General features: G+C 73.4%; 13 protein-coding genes. 11 read left to right on the top strand and 2 right to left on the bottom strand.

All coding sequences use genetic code 11. From position 1 onward, the window contains the following. Positions 1-99: 99 nt before the first annotated feature. Positions 100-267, bottom strand: coding sequence for a hypothetical protein (locus ACH4OA_RS17930; RefSeq protein WP_397969703.1), 168 nt, complete (start codon positions 265-267; stop codon positions 100-102). 491 nt (positions 268-758) lie between these two features. Between ACH4OA_RS17930 and ACH4OA_RS17925 the strand changes: the two genes are divergently transcribed. Continuing rightward, a complete protein-coding gene (locus ACH4OA_RS17925) occupies positions 759-1,481 on the top strand; it encodes a DUF4232 domain-containing protein (protein ID WP_397969702.1) in 723 nt (240 codons plus the stop codon). Between the two features lie 443 nt (positions 1,482-1,924). After that, entirely contained in the window at positions 1,925-2,071 is a 147-nt protein-coding gene (locus ACH4OA_RS17920; RefSeq protein ID WP_365873651.1) for a hypothetical protein, read from the top strand. Between the two features lie 158 nt (positions 2,072-2,229). Here ACH4OA_RS17920 and ACH4OA_RS17915 read toward each other — a convergent pair whose 3' ends face one another. After that, positions 2,230-2,661 carry a LuxR C-terminal-related transcriptional regulator gene (locus tag ACH4OA_RS17915; RefSeq protein ID WP_397969701.1) on the bottom strand — a complete coding sequence of 144 codons (432 nt, stop codon included), beginning with the start codon at positions 2,659-2,661 and terminating at the stop codon, positions 2,230-2,232. A gap of 537 nt (positions 2,662-3,198) precedes the next feature. Here ACH4OA_RS17915 and ACH4OA_RS17910 point away from each other — a divergent pair. The 9 genes from ACH4OA_RS17910 (at position 3,199) to ACH4OA_RS17870 (ending at position 17,254) form a co-directional block, all read left to right on the top strand. Beyond that, complete coding sequence (locus ACH4OA_RS17910; RefSeq protein ID WP_397969699.1) at positions 3,199-4,497, top strand: FAD-dependent oxidoreductase; 1,299 nt, start codon at positions 3,199-3,201, stop codon at positions 4,495-4,497. Between the two features lie 3 nt (positions 4,498-4,500). Next, entirely contained in the window at positions 4,501-5,289 is a 789-nt protein-coding gene (locus tag ACH4OA_RS17905) for a HisA/HisF-related TIM barrel protein (RefSeq protein ID WP_397969697.1), read from the top strand. Positions 5,290-5,291: 2 nt separating this feature from the next. Then, positions 5,292-6,302 (top strand): zinc-dependent alcohol dehydrogenase family protein, encoded by a 1,011-nt coding sequence (locus ACH4OA_RS17900; RefSeq protein WP_397939063.1) that lies wholly within the window; start codon positions 5,292-5,294, stop codon positions 6,300-6,302. A gap of 51 nt (positions 6,303-6,353) precedes the next feature. Continuing rightward, positions 6,354-9,521 (top strand): amino acid adenylation domain-containing protein, encoded by a 3,168-nt coding sequence (locus tag ACH4OA_RS17895; protein WP_397969696.1) that lies wholly within the window; start codon positions 6,354-6,356, stop codon positions 9,519-9,521. A gap of 120 nt (positions 9,522-9,641) precedes the next feature. Continuing rightward, positions 9,642-10,325, top strand: a complete 684-nt coding sequence (locus tag ACH4OA_RS17890) for a hypothetical protein (protein WP_397946289.1) — start codon at positions 9,642-9,644, stop codon at positions 10,323-10,325. 47 nt (positions 10,326-10,372) lie between these two features. Beyond that, positions 10,373-11,284 carry an SAM-dependent methyltransferase gene (locus ACH4OA_RS17885; RefSeq protein WP_397969695.1) on the top strand — a complete coding sequence of 304 codons (912 nt, stop codon included), beginning with the start codon at positions 10,373-10,375 and terminating at the stop codon, positions 11,282-11,284. A gap of 115 nt (positions 11,285-11,399) precedes the next feature. Continuing rightward, positions 11,400-14,510 (top strand): amino acid adenylation domain-containing protein, encoded by a 3,111-nt coding sequence (locus ACH4OA_RS17880; protein ID WP_397969693.1) that lies wholly within the window; start codon positions 11,400-11,402, stop codon positions 14,508-14,510. 98 nt (positions 14,511-14,608) lie between these two features. After that, complete coding sequence (locus ACH4OA_RS17875) at positions 14,609-16,294, top strand: ribonuclease J (RefSeq protein ID WP_365872747.1); 1,686 nt, start codon at positions 14,609-14,611, stop codon at positions 16,292-16,294. A gap of 117 nt (positions 16,295-16,411) precedes the next feature. Further along, positions 16,412-17,254, top strand: coding sequence for an RNA polymerase sigma factor SigF (locus tag ACH4OA_RS17870; RefSeq protein ID WP_397939072.1), 843 nt, complete (start codon positions 16,412-16,414; stop codon positions 17,252-17,254). The last annotated feature ends 46 nt before the right edge of the window (positions 17,255-17,300 follow it).

Below are 17,300 nucleotides of genomic sequence, written 5' to 3'. Positions count from 1 at the left end.
ATCTGCGTCACATCGAGGGCGCACTCGGCCGGTACGGAAAACGCGAAGGGGCCGACGCGCCAAGGCGCCGGCCCCGAGAACACGAAAGGATACGGGCGGTTACGGCTTGCGGAGCGCCTCGTACCCTGCCGCCGCCATCGCGAACTGGCCTGCCGAGTTGGGATGGGCCGGTGTGAGGAGAGGCAGCAGGATGCCGAGCGGCAGGAACAGGATGGCGAGGGCGGGGCCCAGGACGTAGGGCGCTTCGATGGTCAGGTTCACGTTCATGCGGCAGTTGCTCCGGTTTCCGGCAGGACAGGTGGCCACCCTCCCGGACGCCGGCCGCTGTGCGGATCCGGCGAAGGACAGGTCTCCGGGGCGACCGCTACGACTTTCGGCAGAGGGCGCGACGAGCGGGCTGTCCCACCCTTCACTGCGTGTCCTCCCGTCGACGAACGGCCACGGCCACCCCGGGACGTGACGGTGACAGCCCTCCCTGGACGCGGGTGAAGCACCGCGCGGAGGGAACCGGATGCGGCACGCCCTGGTGAGCCCCGTTGCCTCGCCGGCCGTTCGCGCAGCCACCTCACACCAGGCCCAACCACGGGCAAACCGGCGGTAATCGCCCAGGTTCGGGTGTGTTCTGTAACAGCCGTGTGCCGGAGCCGTCCTGAAGGCGCCACCGCATCGAACTGATCCCTGGGTGCTCCCGTTGTGCTGATCGGACGAGGCAGTCACCCAGGGCGCCGTCAGGTGCCCGCCGATCGAGAGGACCCCTCATGAACCACCGCTTCCGCGCCGCCTTCGCCGTCTCCGCCGTCCTCGGCGCCGGGCTGTTCCTGTCGGCCTGCCAGGACGACTCCGGCGCCACCGGCGACGACTCGGCGAAGTCCACCGCCAGTTCGACGGCGACGTCCTCTTCCTCCTCCCAGCCGTCGTCCGGCGCCACCGGGACGGGCGGTGCAGGCAGCGGCCAAGCAAGCCCGTCGGCCGCCGGCACGGCGGGCACGGCCCGCAGCGGCGGTGGCGGTGGCGGCAAGAGCACGGGCACGGACGCGGCCCGCACGCCCGATGACGGCGGCGCCGCCGACAAGACCGGCTACGGCCAGAGCTGCGGCTCCAACGACCTGCGCTGGGCGGCGAAGTCGATGACCCAGGCCGGCGGTTACCTCCAGATCAGCGTCAGCGCGAAGCCCGGCATCACCTGTGTGCTGCCTGGCGGGCTGCCGGTCGTCGCCTTCGGCTCCGGGGGTACGGAGGCCCACCCCGCCGAGCAGTCCGCGGGCGGCGAGATCACCCTGAGCGGCGGCACCACGCTCTACGCCGGCGTCAACCCGAAGACCACGAACAGCGACGGCGGCACCGAGTACAGCACCGTCATCGTGTCCGTCAGCGACGGCGACCCGCACCCCGTCTCGCTGTCCGTGGGGAACATCGTCGTGGACCAGCCGGTCGTGACGAACTGGCACACGAACCCGGCGGACGCGGTTCCGGCGGGCTGAACACCCTGGGGCGGCCACCGGGTCATGGATTCCACGCCCCCGGGCCCCGCGTCCGCCGCCGGGCCCGCTCTCGCGGCCACGGTGCTCCGGGAGCCGGCCCCGGCCGTGGCACGCCCCGCCCCACCACCGCCGCGCCTGCTTCCGCGCGGCCCGGGCCGGTCGCGCCCGCGGTGCAGCCGCTTCCGGGCTCGGCCGCACCCCGAACCCCGCCGAGGTGTCCGCGGCGCTCCCGCGCGGCGCTTCGGCCGCCCGGTGTGCAGGCGCACCGCCGCCCGTCCGGGGCGCGGAGCGATGCGGCCGGCCGGCTCCGGCACCGCCGCCGGAAACGCCGTCCCGCACGCCTGACGACCGGCGCGGAAACCGGCGCCCACGGCGCACGCCTGGCCGCACCGTCACCTCACCTCCTGCGCCGACGCGGCGCGAAGACGTACAGGAGAGCCCCCATGCGCAGACACCGGGCGTACGCCCGGCACGGCCTCGGCGCCACGGCGGGCCTCGCCACCCCGGCGGACGCCGCCCCCGCCCCGCATCCGCAGACCACCCCCGCGAGCCGGCCGGCCGGACCGCCCGCTCCGACCCGACCGCGATGACGCGTCACGTGCCCTGGACGACTCTCGTCCAGGGCACGTGCGCGTGCCGCGCCGGCGAAACAAGCGCCTGCATTCCACGTGAGGGCGCCGTGGAAAAGATTTCACCACCCCGGTAAACGAATAGGGCCCGTCCGCGCCCTCGCGTGATCCAAAGACGTTCACCCGTGGCTCGCCTCCGCGGAACCTGTGCCCGGTCGGCCGGACGAGCCGAGGTATTTCGATACCGCTTCCGTACGGCCCGCCACTCCTAGTTTGCGGTAGATCGAGTGCAGGTTGTTCTTGACGGTGCGCTCGGCTATGCCGAGGCTGCGTCCTATCTGCCGGTTCGTCATTCCGGTCAGCAGTAACCGGAATACTTCGTTCTCCCGATCCGTGAGCGACTTCGCTCTTTCCCCGAGCGGAGCCCCCGCCGTTTCCGCGGTGTGAGCCCGGACCTCGCGCACCGTCACCGAGTGGTCCGGCGGACCGGACGGGAACTGCTGGGCGTCCACCAGTGTGCGCAGAAGGCGGGTGATCATGTCGAGATCCGTGAGCAGTTGCCGCAGGCTGCGGGCGATCTCCTGACGGCAGGCTTCTTCCTCGCTGGGCACGGTGCAGCTCCTCGGCATGGAGGCTGTGACGGGGGACGGGTGCGGAAGGTCCGGGGCAGGGCTGGTGGCGGCATGGCTATTGTTCCCTTCTTTTCGACGGTGGCGCCCGCCCGGGATCCCGTCGGTTTCTCCGCCGTGCCGCACTCGCGTCCCGCCTGCGCACTCGTGCCCCGATCCGTCGGCTTGACGAATCCTCGGAATGTGTCGCCTGCTTCCAGCCGACGGGTACCAAAGGGCAGGGTGCCGTATCGAAGGTACCGGCATGCGGATCGTTTTCGCGTTCCGGGCCAGGGCACACGTCTCCACGTGCCTCGGTTATCGCAAAGGAGAGGTCATTGAATAGCGACCCCGCGTGTGCTGTCGCCCGGTTGACCACACGTCAGACCGTTTTCCGTCCCGTACTCCCCGCCCGTTTCCCGGATCACGCGGCGGATGACGCGTTCGCCGGGCCGGAATTCGCCCTCCGCGCGCTCGGTCCGGGGCCCGGTGCCGTCCGTCCGGGCGCGGACCCGCGCGACCGGCTGAGGTGACGCGACCGTGCGCCTGGGCATAGCCGGCGGCGGTATCGCCGGCCTGACGCTGGCCTGGCTGCTCGACGGGAGCCACGAGGTGCTGCTCCTGGAGGAACGCCCGCGGCTCGGCGGCAACGCCGACTCCGTCCTGACGACGGCCGACGGCCGCACTCATGTCGTAGACCTCGGTGTCAGGGAGACACCGGCCGAGGTCTCCCCGGTCTGGCGGCACATCGCGGCCATGGCCGGACTGCCGGGGGAGGACCTCGTACCTGTCACCGCCTCCCGCACGGTGTTCGAGCACCAGGGAGGCGCCGCTCTGTGCGCCTCCCCCGCGGAGCCCGCCGGCCCGGCACGGCACGTCTCCCCCGCGGCGCCCGCCGGCGCCGCACGGCAGGTCACGGCCGAAGGCCCCGTGCACGAGGCCGTGGTCCGGTTCGCCGAGGAGTCGTCCCGGTGGGCGACCGAGGGGCTGTCCTGGGAGGTCACGCTCGGTGACGTCCTCGACGCGTGGGACCTGCAACCGTCCCCGGCGGAGCGCCTGCTGTGCGCGCTGCCGGCTTCCCTCCACGGCGTCACGCTGGGGGAGGCGCGCGGCCTGTCGGCGCGGGCGGTCGGCGCGACGTTCACCCGGCCGGACCGGACCGCCCGCACGACCTACCTCCGGTCGGGCACCGGCGCTCTCGTCCAGAGACTCGCCGCCGGCGCGCGCTCGGCCACCGTGCGGCTGGGCACCGGCCTGCGCGCCGTGCGCCGGGCAGCGGACGGTTTCGCGCTCGTGCAGGACACCGGCGCCGTCGACCGGGTGGACGCGGTCGCCCTGGCCCTCCCGGCGGACCGCGCCGGGGCGGTGATCGGCGGGCTGGCCGGAGCGGACGCCTGGCGAGCCGCTCTGGCGGCCGTCGAGTACCGGGACGTGACCTACGTACTGCACCGGGACCCCTACGGGATGCCCGGGGACCGGAGCCTGTGGTCCACCGCCAACACCACCCTGGACGGGAACCGGAGCGAGACGACGACCTGGTACGGACCCTCGCTCGGCCTCGACCTGTTCGTCAGCCAGCTCGACCACCGCTCCGGGCGGCCCCGCGCGGAACTGGCCCGCTCCTCGTTCCGGGCCACGCTGCCCACCCCGCGGGCGAGCCTCGCGCGGCAGACGCTGGGCGCGGTCAGGGAGGGGCAGCGCCTCTTCTTCCTCGGGCACTGCGCGACACCAGTGGAGACACAGGAAGCGGCCATGACGTCGGCTCTGGCCGTGGCACACCACCTCGCACCCCGCAGCGCACGCGTCCGGCGGCTGCGGCACTACCTCCAAGGCGGATGACCCATGCGACACGACACCACCACCGGCATGTCCCCGGCCCGGCGGGTGATTCCCTGCATCGACGTGCGCGAGGGGGTGGCGACCAGTCCGTCCGGGATCCCCGGCCTGGCCGACCCCCTCGACGTGGCCGGCATCGCCGCCGGCTACGCACAGGACGGCGCCGGGCAACTGTTCCTGGACGTCGTCGACCCCTGGCCCGAGGCCGGTTACCTGTCCGACCTGTTGCGCGAACTGAAGAAGACCGGCCTGGACCTGCTCGTCTCCGTCCAGCACGGCGTGCTGCCCCCGGCCGAGACCTGTACGGAGGTGCTGTCCGCGGGCGCCGACGCGCTGTCGGTCAGCACGAGCATGGTCCGGCAGCCCGACCGCGTCGCCGAGGCGGTCCGGCTGCTCGGTGCCGCACGGCTGCTCGGCGTCGTCAACTGCTCGGGCGACCGGCAACAGGGGTGGCACACCCTGGTCGACGGCGGCGCGACCCGTACGGCGCTGGACGCCCTGGAGGTGGCCCGGCGGTTCGGGGACCTGCGCGTCCGGGCGCTGCTCGCCAACAACGTGGACCGCGAGGGCACGGGCATCGGCTACGACCTGGACCTGACCCGGGCCGCATCCCGCGCCTCCCGGCTCCCGGTCGTCGCCTCCGGCGGCGCGGGCTCGGCGGAGCAACTGGCCGACGCGTTGCGGGACGGCGACGCCACCCACGTACTCGTGAACAAGGTGGTGCACAGCGGCCGTGAGACGGTCGGCTCGCTCAGCCAGGCCATGGGCCGCTGTCTGAGCGCCGGCAGGGACTGACCGTGCGCGCGCTGGTCTTCCAGGGGTACGGCGATCCCGCTCGCGTGCTCCGCCTCGTACGGCTGCCGCGTCCCGAGCCCGGCCCGGGTCAGGTGCGGGTGCGTCTGGCCGCACGCCCCGTCAATCCGTCGGACCTCTTGTTCGTCCAGGGCGCGTACGGCCGCGAGGCCGCTTTCACCGTGCGGACGGACGCCGGTGCCGGGGGTGGCGGCTGGGCGGTCGCCGGCTTCGAGGGGGCGGGCACCGTGGACGCCCTCGGACCGGGCACCACGGGTCCGGCGCCCGGCACGCGCGTGGCCGTCTCCGCCACCGGGACGTGGCAGGAGCACGTCTGTGTCCCGGCCGACGCCGTGGTGCCGGTCGCGGACGGCCTTCCCACGGAGGCCGCCTGCCAGTTCACGGTGAACCCGTTCACCGCCGTGCTGCTGGTCCGCGAGGTGGCCCTCGGCCCGGGTGACCTCCTGCTCCTCACCGCGGGCGGGTCGGCCGTGAGCCGCATGATGATCCACCTGGCCCGTGAGCGCGGAATCCGTTGCCTGCCCGTCGTCAGACGCCCCGGACAGGCGCGGGAGCTGGCGCGTTCGGGCGCGGAACCGGTGCTGACCGGCTCCGCCGGCGCACTGGCCGCCGCGGTGGCGGACGTCGCCGGGCGGCAGCGGGTGGACGCCGTACTGGACGCGGTGGGCGGGGACCTGGGCGGCGCCGCGCTGCGCTGTCTCCGCCCGGGAGGCCGGTTCGTCTCCTACGGCATGCTGTCCGGCGACCCGCTCCCGGTGAGCCCCGACGACCTCGTCTTCCACCAGGTGCGCGTGCGCGGCTTCTGGCTGCCCACGAGTGTGGACCGCCTGGACGAGCAGGCACTCGGCCGTCTCACCCGGGAGGTCGGGGACGCCCTCGCCCGCGGTCTGCCCGGCCTGGACGTCGCGGCCCGCCACGACCTCGCCGACTTCCCCGCCGCCGTCGAGGACGCGCGGCGGTCCGGGCGCGACGGGAAGGTCGTCCTCACCGGCTGACCGCGGCCCCCCTTCCCGACACCGAGCAGGTTCCGCACGAAAGGACCGGTCATGCCGTCTACGGCACCCCGGCCGCCCGGCCGCGGCGAGACACCCGCGGACACGGGCACCGACTACCCGCGCGACGCCCTCCTTCCCGACCTCTTCACCGCACAGGCCGTGCGGTCACCGGACCGTGCCGCGCTGGTGTGGAGCGACGGCCACTGGACGTTCCGGGAACTGCACGACCGGGTGCGGTGCGCCGCGGCGGGCCTGCGGGCCCGAGGCGTGGCCGCCGGCGACATCGTGGCCGTGCTGCTGGAATCCTCCCCGCAGTGGGTGGTGACCGCGCTCGCCGTCCTGGAGGCGGGCGCCGTCTACCTCCCGCTCGATCCCCGCACCCCCGCCCGGCGGCTCGCCACGATGCTCGGGGACGCCTCGCCCGCCTGCCTCGTGACCGCACCGGACACCCCCGCCCACCCCTCCCTGCCGCCCCTCCTCCGCGTCACCACCGACGACCTGGGAGACGGGAAGGCCGACTTGGAAGACGGGAAGGCCGACCTGGGAGACGGGAAGGCCGACCTGGAGGACTGCGAGGTCCTACGGCGGGAACGCCCGCGGTCCGCGGGGCGCACGGCGACCGACGCCGCGTACCTCGTCTACACGTCCGGCTCGACGGGCACGCCCAAGGGAGTGCTGTGCTCCCACCGGGGCCTGGTCCGCTTCGTCACCGCGGACCACCCGGCGGTCCCGCGGCCCGGCGACCGCCTGCTCGCCACGGCGAACCCGACGTTCGACGTCTCCTGCTACGAGATCTTCTGCACCCTGCTCAACGGAGCCTGCCTGGTCCTGCCGGAACCGGAGGACCTGCTCGACACCGGGACGCTGGCCCGGCGCCTCCGGCAGCACCGCATCACCACCCTGTGGCTGAGCGCGGGACTGTTCCACGTGCACGCGCAGGCGGCACCCCACATGTTCGCCGGCCTGCGCTGCCTGATGGTGGGGGGCGACTCGGTCGGTCCCGGCGCCGTCCGCGCCGTGCTGGCCCAGGGCCCGCCGGGCACCCTGGTCAACGGCTACGGGCCGACGGAGAACACCGTCATCAGCACCTCCCACGTGGTGCGCGAGCTGCCCGAGCACGCCGAACTCGTCCCCATCGGCACACCGGTCCCCGCCACCACCGTCCACGTGCTCCGCCCGGACGGCACCCCCGCCGGGGCGGGAGAGGAGGGGGAACTCTGGCTGGGCGGGGACGGCGTGGCGCTCGGCTACCTCAACGATCCGCAGCGGACCGCGGAGCGCTTCCTCCCCGACCCCTTCGGCGACGACACGCAAGCCCGGCTCTACCGGACGGGCGACATGGTACGGCGACGTGCCGACGGCGTACTGGAGTTCCTGGGCCGCAGGGACCGGCAGGTGAAACTGCGCGGCTTCAGGGTGGAGCTGGACGAGGTCGAGGCCGTCCTGTCCAGCCATCCCGGGGTGCGCGAGGTCGCCGTCGGCGTGCTGGGCGAAGGGCCGGGGAAGCACCTCGGCGCGGTCGTGGTCCGCTCGCCCCGCACGGACGCCGCCACACTCGTCACCCGCCTGTCCGACCACGTCCGGGACCGCCTTCCGGCGCACATGGTGCCCAGCAGAGTCGTCTGCGTCTCCGAACTCCCCTTGACGACGAGCGGCAAGGCGGACCGTGCCCGTCTCCTGGCCCGGCTGGACCGGTCCGAGGACGCATCCCCCGGGCGCCGCGCCCCGGAAGGCGCGGACGAGACCACCGTCGCACGGATCTGGTGCGACCTCCTCGGCGCGGACGCCGTGGCGCGGGACGACGACTTCTTCGTCCTCGGAGGCACCTCGCTGACGGCCGCGCAGGCCGCCACGGCCGTCCGGCACGGTTTCGGCCTCGGCCCGGAGCACGGCAGCGCGCTCGTCCGCGAACTGCTCGGCGCCCGGACGCTCGCGGCCTTCACCGAGCGGATCCGCGCTCTCGCCGCGCGAGGCGCGGCGCCCGCCCCGGGCGGGACGCCGGATCCGCGTGCCGAGGCGCGACTGCGGTGGACACCGTCGTTCGCCGGTCCGCGACCGCGGGCGGGCGCCTTGGGCCGGGTCTTCGTCACCGGGGCCGGCGGCTTCCTCGGCGTCCACCTCGTCGACCGCCTCCTCCGGGCCGGCGCGGAACGCGTGTACTGCCTCACCCGCACCCCGGACGCGGCACGCGGCGCCGCACGCGTCGCGGCCCGCATGCGGCGGTTCGGAGTCGACCCACGAGGTCCGGACGACCGGGTGACCGTGATCCCGGGAGACCTGGCAGCCGAACGGTTCGGACTCGACAAGACCGCCTGGGACCGGCTGGCGGCAGGATGCGACCTCATCGTGCACTGCGGCGCACTCGTCAACCTCGCCTACCCCTACGAGGCACTGGCGCCGGTCAACGTCGGCGGCACCCGCACGGTCATCGAGCTGGCCACCGCGGACCGGCTCAAGCCCGTGCACCACATCTCCGCCCTGGGGACCGACGCCGGTTCCGGGCCCGCCGGGGTCCGCCGCACCACGGGGCGCGCACCGCAGAGCCGTCCCGGTCCGCTCCCGCTCGGCTACCTGCAGACCAAGTGGGTCGCCGAGGAACTGGTCCGCGACGCCGTACGGCAAGGTCTCCCCGGCACCGTCCACTGTCCCGCACAGATCGCCGGCACGCGCGACCGCGGGGTATGGAACACCGACACCCTGATGTGCGCGCTGTTCCGCACGATCGCGGAGTCCGGCACGGCCCCCCGCACACCCCTGGCGCTCGACCTCGTACCCGTGGACTACACGGCCGAGCGGATCGTCCGCACGATCACCGACGCCGGGCCCGACGGCCGGCTCCACCACATCGCCAATCCCCGCGCGGGCCAACTGCCGCTCCTGGTGGACCGGTTGCGAGCCATGCGCTATGACGTGCGCACCGTCCCGTACCCGGAGTGGGCGGAGGCGGTCGGCCGGGCGACGAAGGCCGACCCCCGGCACCCGATGGCCCCCTACCTCCCGCTGTTCACCGCGCCCCTGCCGGACACCGGCACCACCCTCGCGCAGGCGTACTTCACCGCCCGCCCCCACCCCGGCCGCACCGGCGCCGGCCACCCGCCGGCCACCGCCGGTCCGGCGTGCCCGCCGGTGGACGACCGGCTGATCGACCTCTACCTCGGGCGCCTCCGGGCGACCGGCTACCTCCCGCCACCGGACCCGGGCGGAACTCCCGCCCCTTGATCGCCCGCCCGTCCCCTCACCCGCGCTCTGCGCAGTGCCGGCCGGCCTGCGCGGCTACGACGCGACGCGACACGGCAAGACACGGCAAAACACGGCAAGACACGACAAGAAGGGCCTCACATGACCTCGCATGGTTACGACGACGCCAAGTCCCTGGCCGACGGCGTCCGCCGGGCCGTCGCCGGAACGGAACCCGGGAGCCCGCTCACGCTGGCACCCCTGACGGGACCCGGCGCCCTCGCACCACTGCGCCGCCTGGTCGCGCTGGAGTACCAGGCCCACGCGGTCGAACTCGTCGCGTACGGCACGCTGCTGACCCGGTTCCCCGCCGCGCCCGCCGCCGAACTCTGGGTGACCCTGGGGCGCATCGTCCACGAGGCGACCCCCAAACTGCTGCGCGTCGCCGACGCCCTCGGTATGAACGGGGCCGACCTGGACCGCCGTTCGACGGACTTCGGCGCCTACTCCTTCCACGGCACCGTCTCCTGGACCGCGATGTGCGCGAGCCAGGCGGCGGCGGCCCTGGCGACCCACACCGACATGCAGGTCTACTACGCCGGCGCCACCGCGGTCGCACGGCGGCTGCGCGACGCGGACGCCCCGGTCCCGCGGCCGTTCCTCGACTACTACGACGACCCGGGCGACGACGCGCTGAACGAACTCGCCCTGGCCGTCGTCCAGGACGGTCTCGACCGCGGCGACGACCCGCAGGAGGCGCTGTTCCACGGCCGCCGTGTCGCGGGCTCCCTGCTGGAGGTGTGGCGGGCCACCGCCGACGAGAAGCCGGCCGGCGCCGCGTGGTGAGCCGGCCGGCCGAACCCCACACCCCCCGCCCGAAGGGAGCGAACACGATGAACGGTGTCAGCGGTCCGGCCTACGAGGTGCTCCCCAGCCACCACTCCGACCCCTTCCGCGAGCACGTCGTCCGGGCCTACGAGGACGCCCCCGGTGACTGGCGGAAGGTCCTCGGCGAGCGGTTGCACTTCCAGTGGGGCGTCTTCGACCATCCGGACTCGCCCCGCCCCGTGTCCCTGGACGAGGCCGGACACCGCTACCTGGAGCGGCAACTCGCCGTAGCCGCCGGCTTCCTGTCCGGGCAGCCCGCTCCCCGGCGGATCCTGGACGTGGGCTGCGGCTGGGGCGCGACGCTGCTCCACCTGGCGGACGTCTTCCCGGACTGCCCGCGGCTGGACGGGATCAACATCAGTGCCGAGCAACTCGCCTACTGCGCCGGGCAGACGGGCGGCACGGACCGCGTCCGCTTCTACCTCTGCGACGCCGCCGACATCGCCGAGCTGCCCGACCGCGACCAGCCCTACGATCTGGTGGTGGCCCGGGGCGCCATCACGCATTTCCCGCCGGAGGTGTACGAGAGCGCGGCCGCGGCACTGGCCCGGCGCATGCGGCCCGGAGGGCTGCTGGTCGTCTCGGAGACGGTCTACAGCGAGGAGTTCCTGGCCGCCGCGCCGCCACCGGCCCACGACGCGGACCACCTCGCCCTGGAACACCGCAAGACACTGGCATATCTCACTGGTGTCCTGCGGGACGCCGGGTTCCTGATCCGGGACGAACGCATGCTTCCCTCCCCTCAGGACGCGGCCCGCTGGGTCCTGGAACTGAAGAGCAACATCGACGTGCACTTCCCCCAGGGGGCGAGCCCGCCGCTCGAGGCGATCAGGGACATGGCCACGGCCCTCGCCGTCGCCCTGCTGCGCCGGGAGGCGTCCGTGCACAGCGTCGTGGCCGAGAGGCGAGCCCCCTAGGGGTCCCCTCCGCCGGCACCCGGCCCGCGCTTCCCCCGCTTCCCCGCGTCGCCTTCCCGGCCAAGGCGGCGCGGGGCGGCACCCGCCCCGCCCCCGTACCGATCAAGGAGCCGTCGTGACGACACGGAACACCCCCGCTCCCGCTCCCGCCGCCCTGCCCCAGCACGCCCGCGACTGGAACCAGGTGGCCGCCACCTGTCCCGGCGACGTCACCATCCCGCACCTCTTCACCGAACAGGTCCGTGCCCGGCCTGACGCCCCGGCCGTCGAGTGGGACGGCGGGACCTGGACGTACGGGGAGCTGGACAGGCGCGTGCGGCGCGGCGCCACCGGACTGCGGGTCCGCGGAGCCGGCGCCGGGGACGTGGTGGCCGTGGTGATGCGCAGGTCCCCGGAGGCGGTGGCCGCCATCCTGGCCGTGCTGCACGCGGGCGGCGTCTATCTGCCGCTCGACCCGGACCAGCCCGCCGATCGGCTGCACCGCATCCTGCGGGACGCCGGGGCGCGGCTGGCGGTCCACGCGGCGGACGAGCCCCTGGACGTACCGGAGCCGACGACGGCCGTCCGCGCGGACGAACTGTTCACGGCTCCCGCCGAAGCCGATCCGCGGTGGTGGCGCGAGCGTGACGCGGACCAGGCGGCCTACGTCATCTACACGTCCGGGTCGACCGGCGCCCCCAAGGGCGTGGTGTGCCCGCACCGAGGCCAGACCCGGCTGGCCCGCGGGCCGGGGGAACTGCGCATCCGGTCCGGCGACCGCGTGCTCGCCACCACGAACCCGACCTTCGACGTCTCCTGCTTCGAGATCTTCTCCACCCTCGGGAACGGAGCCTGCCTGCTGCTCGCGCAGGACGCGGACCTGCTGGACAGCCAGGCGCTGGAGGACGTGCTGCGCGCCCGGCGGGTCAGCGTGATGTGGCTGAGCGCCGGCCTGTTCCACCAGCACGCGCTGGTCGCGCCGCGGATGTTCGCCGGTCTGCGCCTCCTCGTCGCGGGCGGCGACGTGCTCGGTACCCGGGCGGTGCGCACGGTGCTGGAGCGGGGCCGGCCCGGAGCCCTCCTCAACGGCTACGGCCCCACCGAGAACTCCTCCCTGTCCACCGTGTACCGCGTGGACGGCCTTCCCGCAGGCGCCGAGCGGGTGCCCATCGGGACGCCGGTCGCGGGCTCGACCGCCTATGTGGTGCGCGAGGACGGCACGATCGCCGCCCCGCAGGAGACGGGCGAACTGTGGGTCGGCGGGGAAGGGGTCGCACTCGGGTACCTCGACGACCCGCGCAGGACGGCCGAGCACTTCATGCCGGACCGGTGGAGTCCCGGACCGGTGCGCGGACTGCTGTACCGCACCGGCGATCTGGCGCGCTGGCGCGCGGACGGGGTGCTGGAGTTCCTCGGGCGCCGCGACCGCCAGGTCAAGCTCCGCGGCTACCGCGTCGAACTGGACGAGGTGGAGGCGGTGCTGTCGTCGCACCCCCGGGTACGCCAGGCGGCGGCCGACGTCGTCGGAGAGGGGGCCGGACAGCGTCTGGTCGCCGCTGTCGTGGCGGACTCCGGGGGGCGGCACGGCGACCTCGTGACCCGGCTGCACGAGCACGTACGCGACCGGCTGCCCAGCTACATGGTGCCCGGCCGCGTCACCCTGGTGGACAGCCTCCCGCTCACCTCCGGCGGCAAGGTCGACCGCCGGGCGCTGGCCGCCCCGACGCCGCCCGCGACTTCGGCGGACGGCGCGGACGACGCCTCCCGGGGGGAGGTGGAGGAGGTGCTCGCGGGAGTGTGGCGCGAGGTCCTGCGGGTGGACGGGGCCGGCCGCGACGCGCGGTTCTCCGCGCTCGGCGGCACGTCCCTGCGCGCCACCCAGATCACCGCCGCGGCACGGGAACGGCTCGCGCTGCCCGGCGGTTCCGGACGCGCCATGATCCGCTGCCTGGTCGCCGACCCCACCCTGCGGGACTTCGCCGCGCTGGTGACGGAACTCCTGGCGGGACGCGAGGTCCCCGAGGACACGGGGGTCGACTTCACCGCCGAGAGCCGCCTCGGCCCGGAGTTCCGCTACACCGCCCCCACCACCGGCAACCGTCGCGCACCTCGACAGGTGCTGCTGACCGGCGCCACCGGCTTCCTGGGCGTCCACCTCACCGACCGGCTGCTCCGCCACGGCGTGGAACGGGTGCACTGTCTGATCCGCGCCGGCGATCCGGCCGGGGCCCTCGGACGCCTGGCCGCCCGGATGCGCCGCTACGGCGTGGACCCGGAGCCGCTCATGGACCGCGTCGTACCCGTCCCCGGGGAGCTGGCGCAGCACCGGTTCGGCCTGAGCGCACGTGACTGGGACCGCCTGGCCCGCGACACCGATCTCGTCGTGCACTGCGGTGCGCGGGTCAACTTCGCCTATCCCTACCGGGCGCTCGCGCCGGTGAACGTCGACGGCACCCGCACCGTGCTGAAGCTGGCGGGCGAGCACGTCACCAAGCCGGTCCACTACATCTCGACGCTCGCCGTGCTCGCCGGCTTCGGTGTCGCCGGCGTCGGACACGTCGACGAGGACACGCCCCTCGACCACGCCGGCCGGCTGGCCCTGGGCTACCCGGAGACCAAGTGGGTCGCCGAACGCCTCGTCGCCGAGGCCGGACGGCGCGGCCTGCCCGTGGCCATCCACCGGCCGCACGAGGTGGCCGGCACCACGGACCGCGGAGTGTGGAACACCGGCACCCTGATGTGCGCCCTCTTCCGCACCATCGCGGAGACGGGTCTCGCCCCGGACCTGGACCTGCCGCTGGACCTGGTGCCGGTGGACTACACGGCGGACGCGATCACCCACATCATCACCCACCAGGAACCCGACGGACGCGTCTACCACCTCGCCAACCCCCGTGACGCCCGCCTGCCCCTGCTGGTGGAACGCCTGGTGGCCCTGGGCTACCCGGTCCGGACGCTGTCCTACGACGCCTGGACGAAGATGCTCGCGGACCTGACGGCCCGCCGGCCCGACCACCCGATGGCCCCGTACGTGGCCATGTTCGCCGAACCGGCCGGTGACAGCGGAATGTCCGTCGAACAGATGTACGCCGACGGGGTCTTCCCCGCCTTCGGCCGGCACCACGCCGACGCGGCACTCGCCGGCAGCGGACTCGTCTGCCCGCCCGTCGACGCCGGCCTGCTCGACGCCTATCTGCACGCGTTCAGGCGGACGGGTTTCCTGGCGCCGCCCGGCACCCGGCGGTGATTCCGCGCCGTCCCCTCACCCTCTCGCCACGCAGATCGCACAGACAATCGCACAGACAGTGGATCATCCCGCGCCGCTGTGCGGGTACCGTTCACCGTATGAGTCATCCGCACCCCGAGCTGAAAGCCGCACCACCCCTTCCCGAAGGAGGGCTGCGGGTCATCGGCCTGGGCGGCCTGGGTGAGATCGGCCGCAACATGACCGTCTTCGAGTACGCCGGCAAGCTGCTCATCGTCGACTGCGGTGTCCTCTTCCCCGAGGAGACCCAGCCCGGCGTCGACGTGATCCTGCCGGACTTCACCTCGATCCGGGACCGGCTGGACGACATCGTGGCCGTGGTCCTCACCCACGGCCACGAGGACCACATCGGCGGCGTGCCGTACCTGCTGCGCGAGCGGTCCGACATTCCCGTCGTCGGCTCCAAGCTGACGCTCGCGTTCCTGGAGGCCAAGCTCAAGGAACACGGCATCCGGCCGCGCACGGTGCGGGTGCGGGAGGGCGACCGGCGCGGCTTCGGGCCGTTCGACTGCGAGTTCGTGGCGGTCAACCACTCCATCCCGGACAGCCTCGCGGTCGCGATCCGCACCGGCGCCGGGATGGTGCTGCACACCGGCGACTTCAAGATGGACCAGTTCCCGCTCGACGACCGCATCACCGATCTGCGCGCCTTCGCCCGCCTCGGCGAGGAGGGTGTGGACCTGTTCCTCACCGACTCCACCAATGCCGAGGTGCCCGGCTTCACCACCTCCGAGCGGGAGCTGAACCCGGCGATCGAGCAGGTGATGCGCACGGCACCGCGACGGGTCATCGTCTCCAGCTTCGCCAGCCACGTGCACCGCATCCAGCAGGTCCTGGACGCCGCCCACCAGCACGGCCGCAAGGTCGCCTTCGTCGGCCGGTCGATGGTGCGCAACATGGGCATCGCCCGTGACCTGGGGTACCTGAAGGTGCCGTCCGGTCTGGTGGTGAGCACGCGGGAGCTGGAGAAGCTCCCCGACCACAAGATCACTCTGGTGTGCACCGGCTCCCAGGGCGAACCGATGGCCGCGCTGTCCCGGATGGCCAACCGCGACCACATGATCCGCATCGGCAAGGGCGACACCGTCCTGCTCGCCAGCTCCCTCATCCCCGGCAACGAGAACGCCATCTACCGGGTGATCAACGGACTCACCCGGTGGGGCGCCCACGTGGTCCACAAGGGCAACGCCAAGGTGCACGTCTCCGGACACGCCAGCGCCGGCGAACTCGTCTACTGCTACAACATCGTCAAACCCCGCAACGTCATGCCCGTGCACGGCGAATGGCGCCACCTGCGGGCCAACGGCGACCTCGCCATCCGTACCGGCGTCGATCCCGACCGGGTCGTCATCGCGGAGGACGGTGTCGTCGTCGATCTCGTCGACGGGCGCGCGTCCATCACCGGCAAGGTCCCCGCCGGCAACGTCTACGTGGACGGCATGGAAGTCGGCGGCGCCACCGAGGCCTCCCTCAAGGACCGCCTCACCCTGGCCGCCGAAGGCGTGGTCACGGTGGTGGCGATCGTCGACGCGGACACCGGTGCCCTGGCCGAGGCCCCGGACTTCCTGGCCCGCGGTTTCGTCCACGACGACACCACCTTCGAGCCGGTCGTCCCCGTCATCGAGAAGACCCTGGCCACCGCGGCCGAGGAAGGCGTCGGGGACGCGCGCCAGCTCGAACAGCTCATCTCCCGGGCCGTGGCGAACTGGGCGTTCCGCACCTACCGCCGCCGGCCCCTCATCATCCCCGTCATCATCGACGCCTGAGCCACGCCCCGGCAGGGAACCGGCGGCAAAGGGAGGAATGCCACGAGGAGAACGGGGTAGACGCGCCTCGCCGGGCGATGGGCCGGTGACGACGAAGCGAGCGGGGAAGAGGGACCCATGATGACGACGACCGTGCGAACCGCCGGACAGACGGTGGACGTTCCGGAGATCGCCGACCCTTCCAAGGTCGCGCCGAAGGATGCGCGGGAGCTGTCGAAGGTGTTCTTCGACCAGCTCGCGGTGCTGGAGGAGGGCACGCCCGAGTACCAGTACGCCCGGAACACGCTGATCGAGATGAACATGTCCCTCGTCCGCTACGCGGCCGGCCGGTTCCGCAGCCGCGGCCCCGAGGAGATGGAGGACATCGTCCAGGTCGGCATGATCGGGCTCATCAAGGCCATCGACCGGTTCGAGCTGACCCGCGAGGTCGAGTTCACCTCCTTCGCCGTGCCCTACATCGTGGGCGAGATCAAGCGGTTCTTCCGGGACACCTCCTGGGCCGTGCACGTCCCGCGCCGGCTCCAGGAAGCCCGCGTCCAGCTCGCCCGCGCCAACGAGGAACTGCGCAGTCGGCTGGGCCGGGCGCCGTCGACCAAAGAGCTGTCCGAGCTGATGTGCCTCCCGGAGGACGAGGTCGTGGAGGCCCAGCTCGCCTCCAACGGCTACAAGTCCGCCTCGCTGGACGCGGCGATCAGTGGCAGCGAGGACGGTGAGGCCGCGCTGGCGGACTTCATCGGCGACGAGGACGCGGCCCTCGGCCTGGTCGAGGACTTCCACGCCCTCGCCCCGATGATCGCCGCGCTGGACGAACGTGACCGCCGGATCATCCACTGGCGGTTCGTGGAGGAACTGACGCAGGCCCAGATCGGCGAACGGCTCGGGGTCTCCCAGATGCACGTCTCCCGGCTGATCTCCCGCCTCCTGGCCCGCCTGCGCGACGGCATGCTCGCCACCTCCTGACGGCCCCCGGCCCGGCAGCAGTCTGTACTACGCCGGTGGGCTGACG

The sequence above is a fragment of the Streptomyces sp. NPDC017095 genome (genome assembly GCF_044332325.1).
GTDB lineage: Bacteria > Actinomycetota > Actinomycetes > Streptomycetales > Streptomycetaceae > Streptomyces.
Note: the sequence above shows the minus strand (reverse complement) of the source record. Positions and strands in the feature narration are given on the sequence as shown.

What these genes read in the sequence shown, in the direction of transcription:
- ACH4OA_RS17870 (WP_397939072.1), top strand. Translation starts at nt 16,412, where the DNA reads ATGATGACGACGACCGTGCGAACCGCCGGACAGACGGTGGACGTTCCG.
- ACH4OA_RS17920 (WP_365873651.1), top strand. Translation starts at nt 1,925, where the DNA reads ATGCGCAGACACCGGGCGTACGCCCGGCACGGCCTCGGCGCCACGGCG.
- ACH4OA_RS17925 (WP_397969702.1), top strand. Translation starts at nt 759, where the DNA reads ATGAACCACCGCTTCCGCGCCGCCTTCGCCGTCTCCGCCGTCCTCGGC.
- ACH4OA_RS17890 (WP_397946289.1), top strand. Translation starts at nt 9,642, where the DNA reads ATGACCTCGCATGGTTACGACGACGCCAAGTCCCTGGCCGACGGCGTC.
- ACH4OA_RS17905 (WP_397969697.1), top strand. Translation starts at nt 4,501, where the DNA reads ATGCGACACGACACCACCACCGGCATGTCCCCGGCCCGGCGGGTGATT.
- ACH4OA_RS17875 (WP_365872747.1), top strand. Translation starts at nt 14,609, where the DNA reads ATGAGTCATCCGCACCCCGAGCTGAAAGCCGCACCACCCCTTCCCGAA.
- ACH4OA_RS17930 (WP_397969703.1), bottom strand. Translation starts at nt 267, where the DNA reads ATGAACGTGAACCTGACCATCGAAGCGCCCTACGTCCTGGGCCCCGCC.
- ACH4OA_RS17895 (WP_397969696.1), top strand. Translation starts at nt 6,354, where the DNA reads ATGCCGTCTACGGCACCCCGGCCGCCCGGCCGCGGCGAGACACCCGCG.
- ACH4OA_RS17885 (WP_397969695.1), top strand. Translation starts at nt 10,373, where the DNA reads ATGAACGGTGTCAGCGGTCCGGCCTACGAGGTGCTCCCCAGCCACCAC.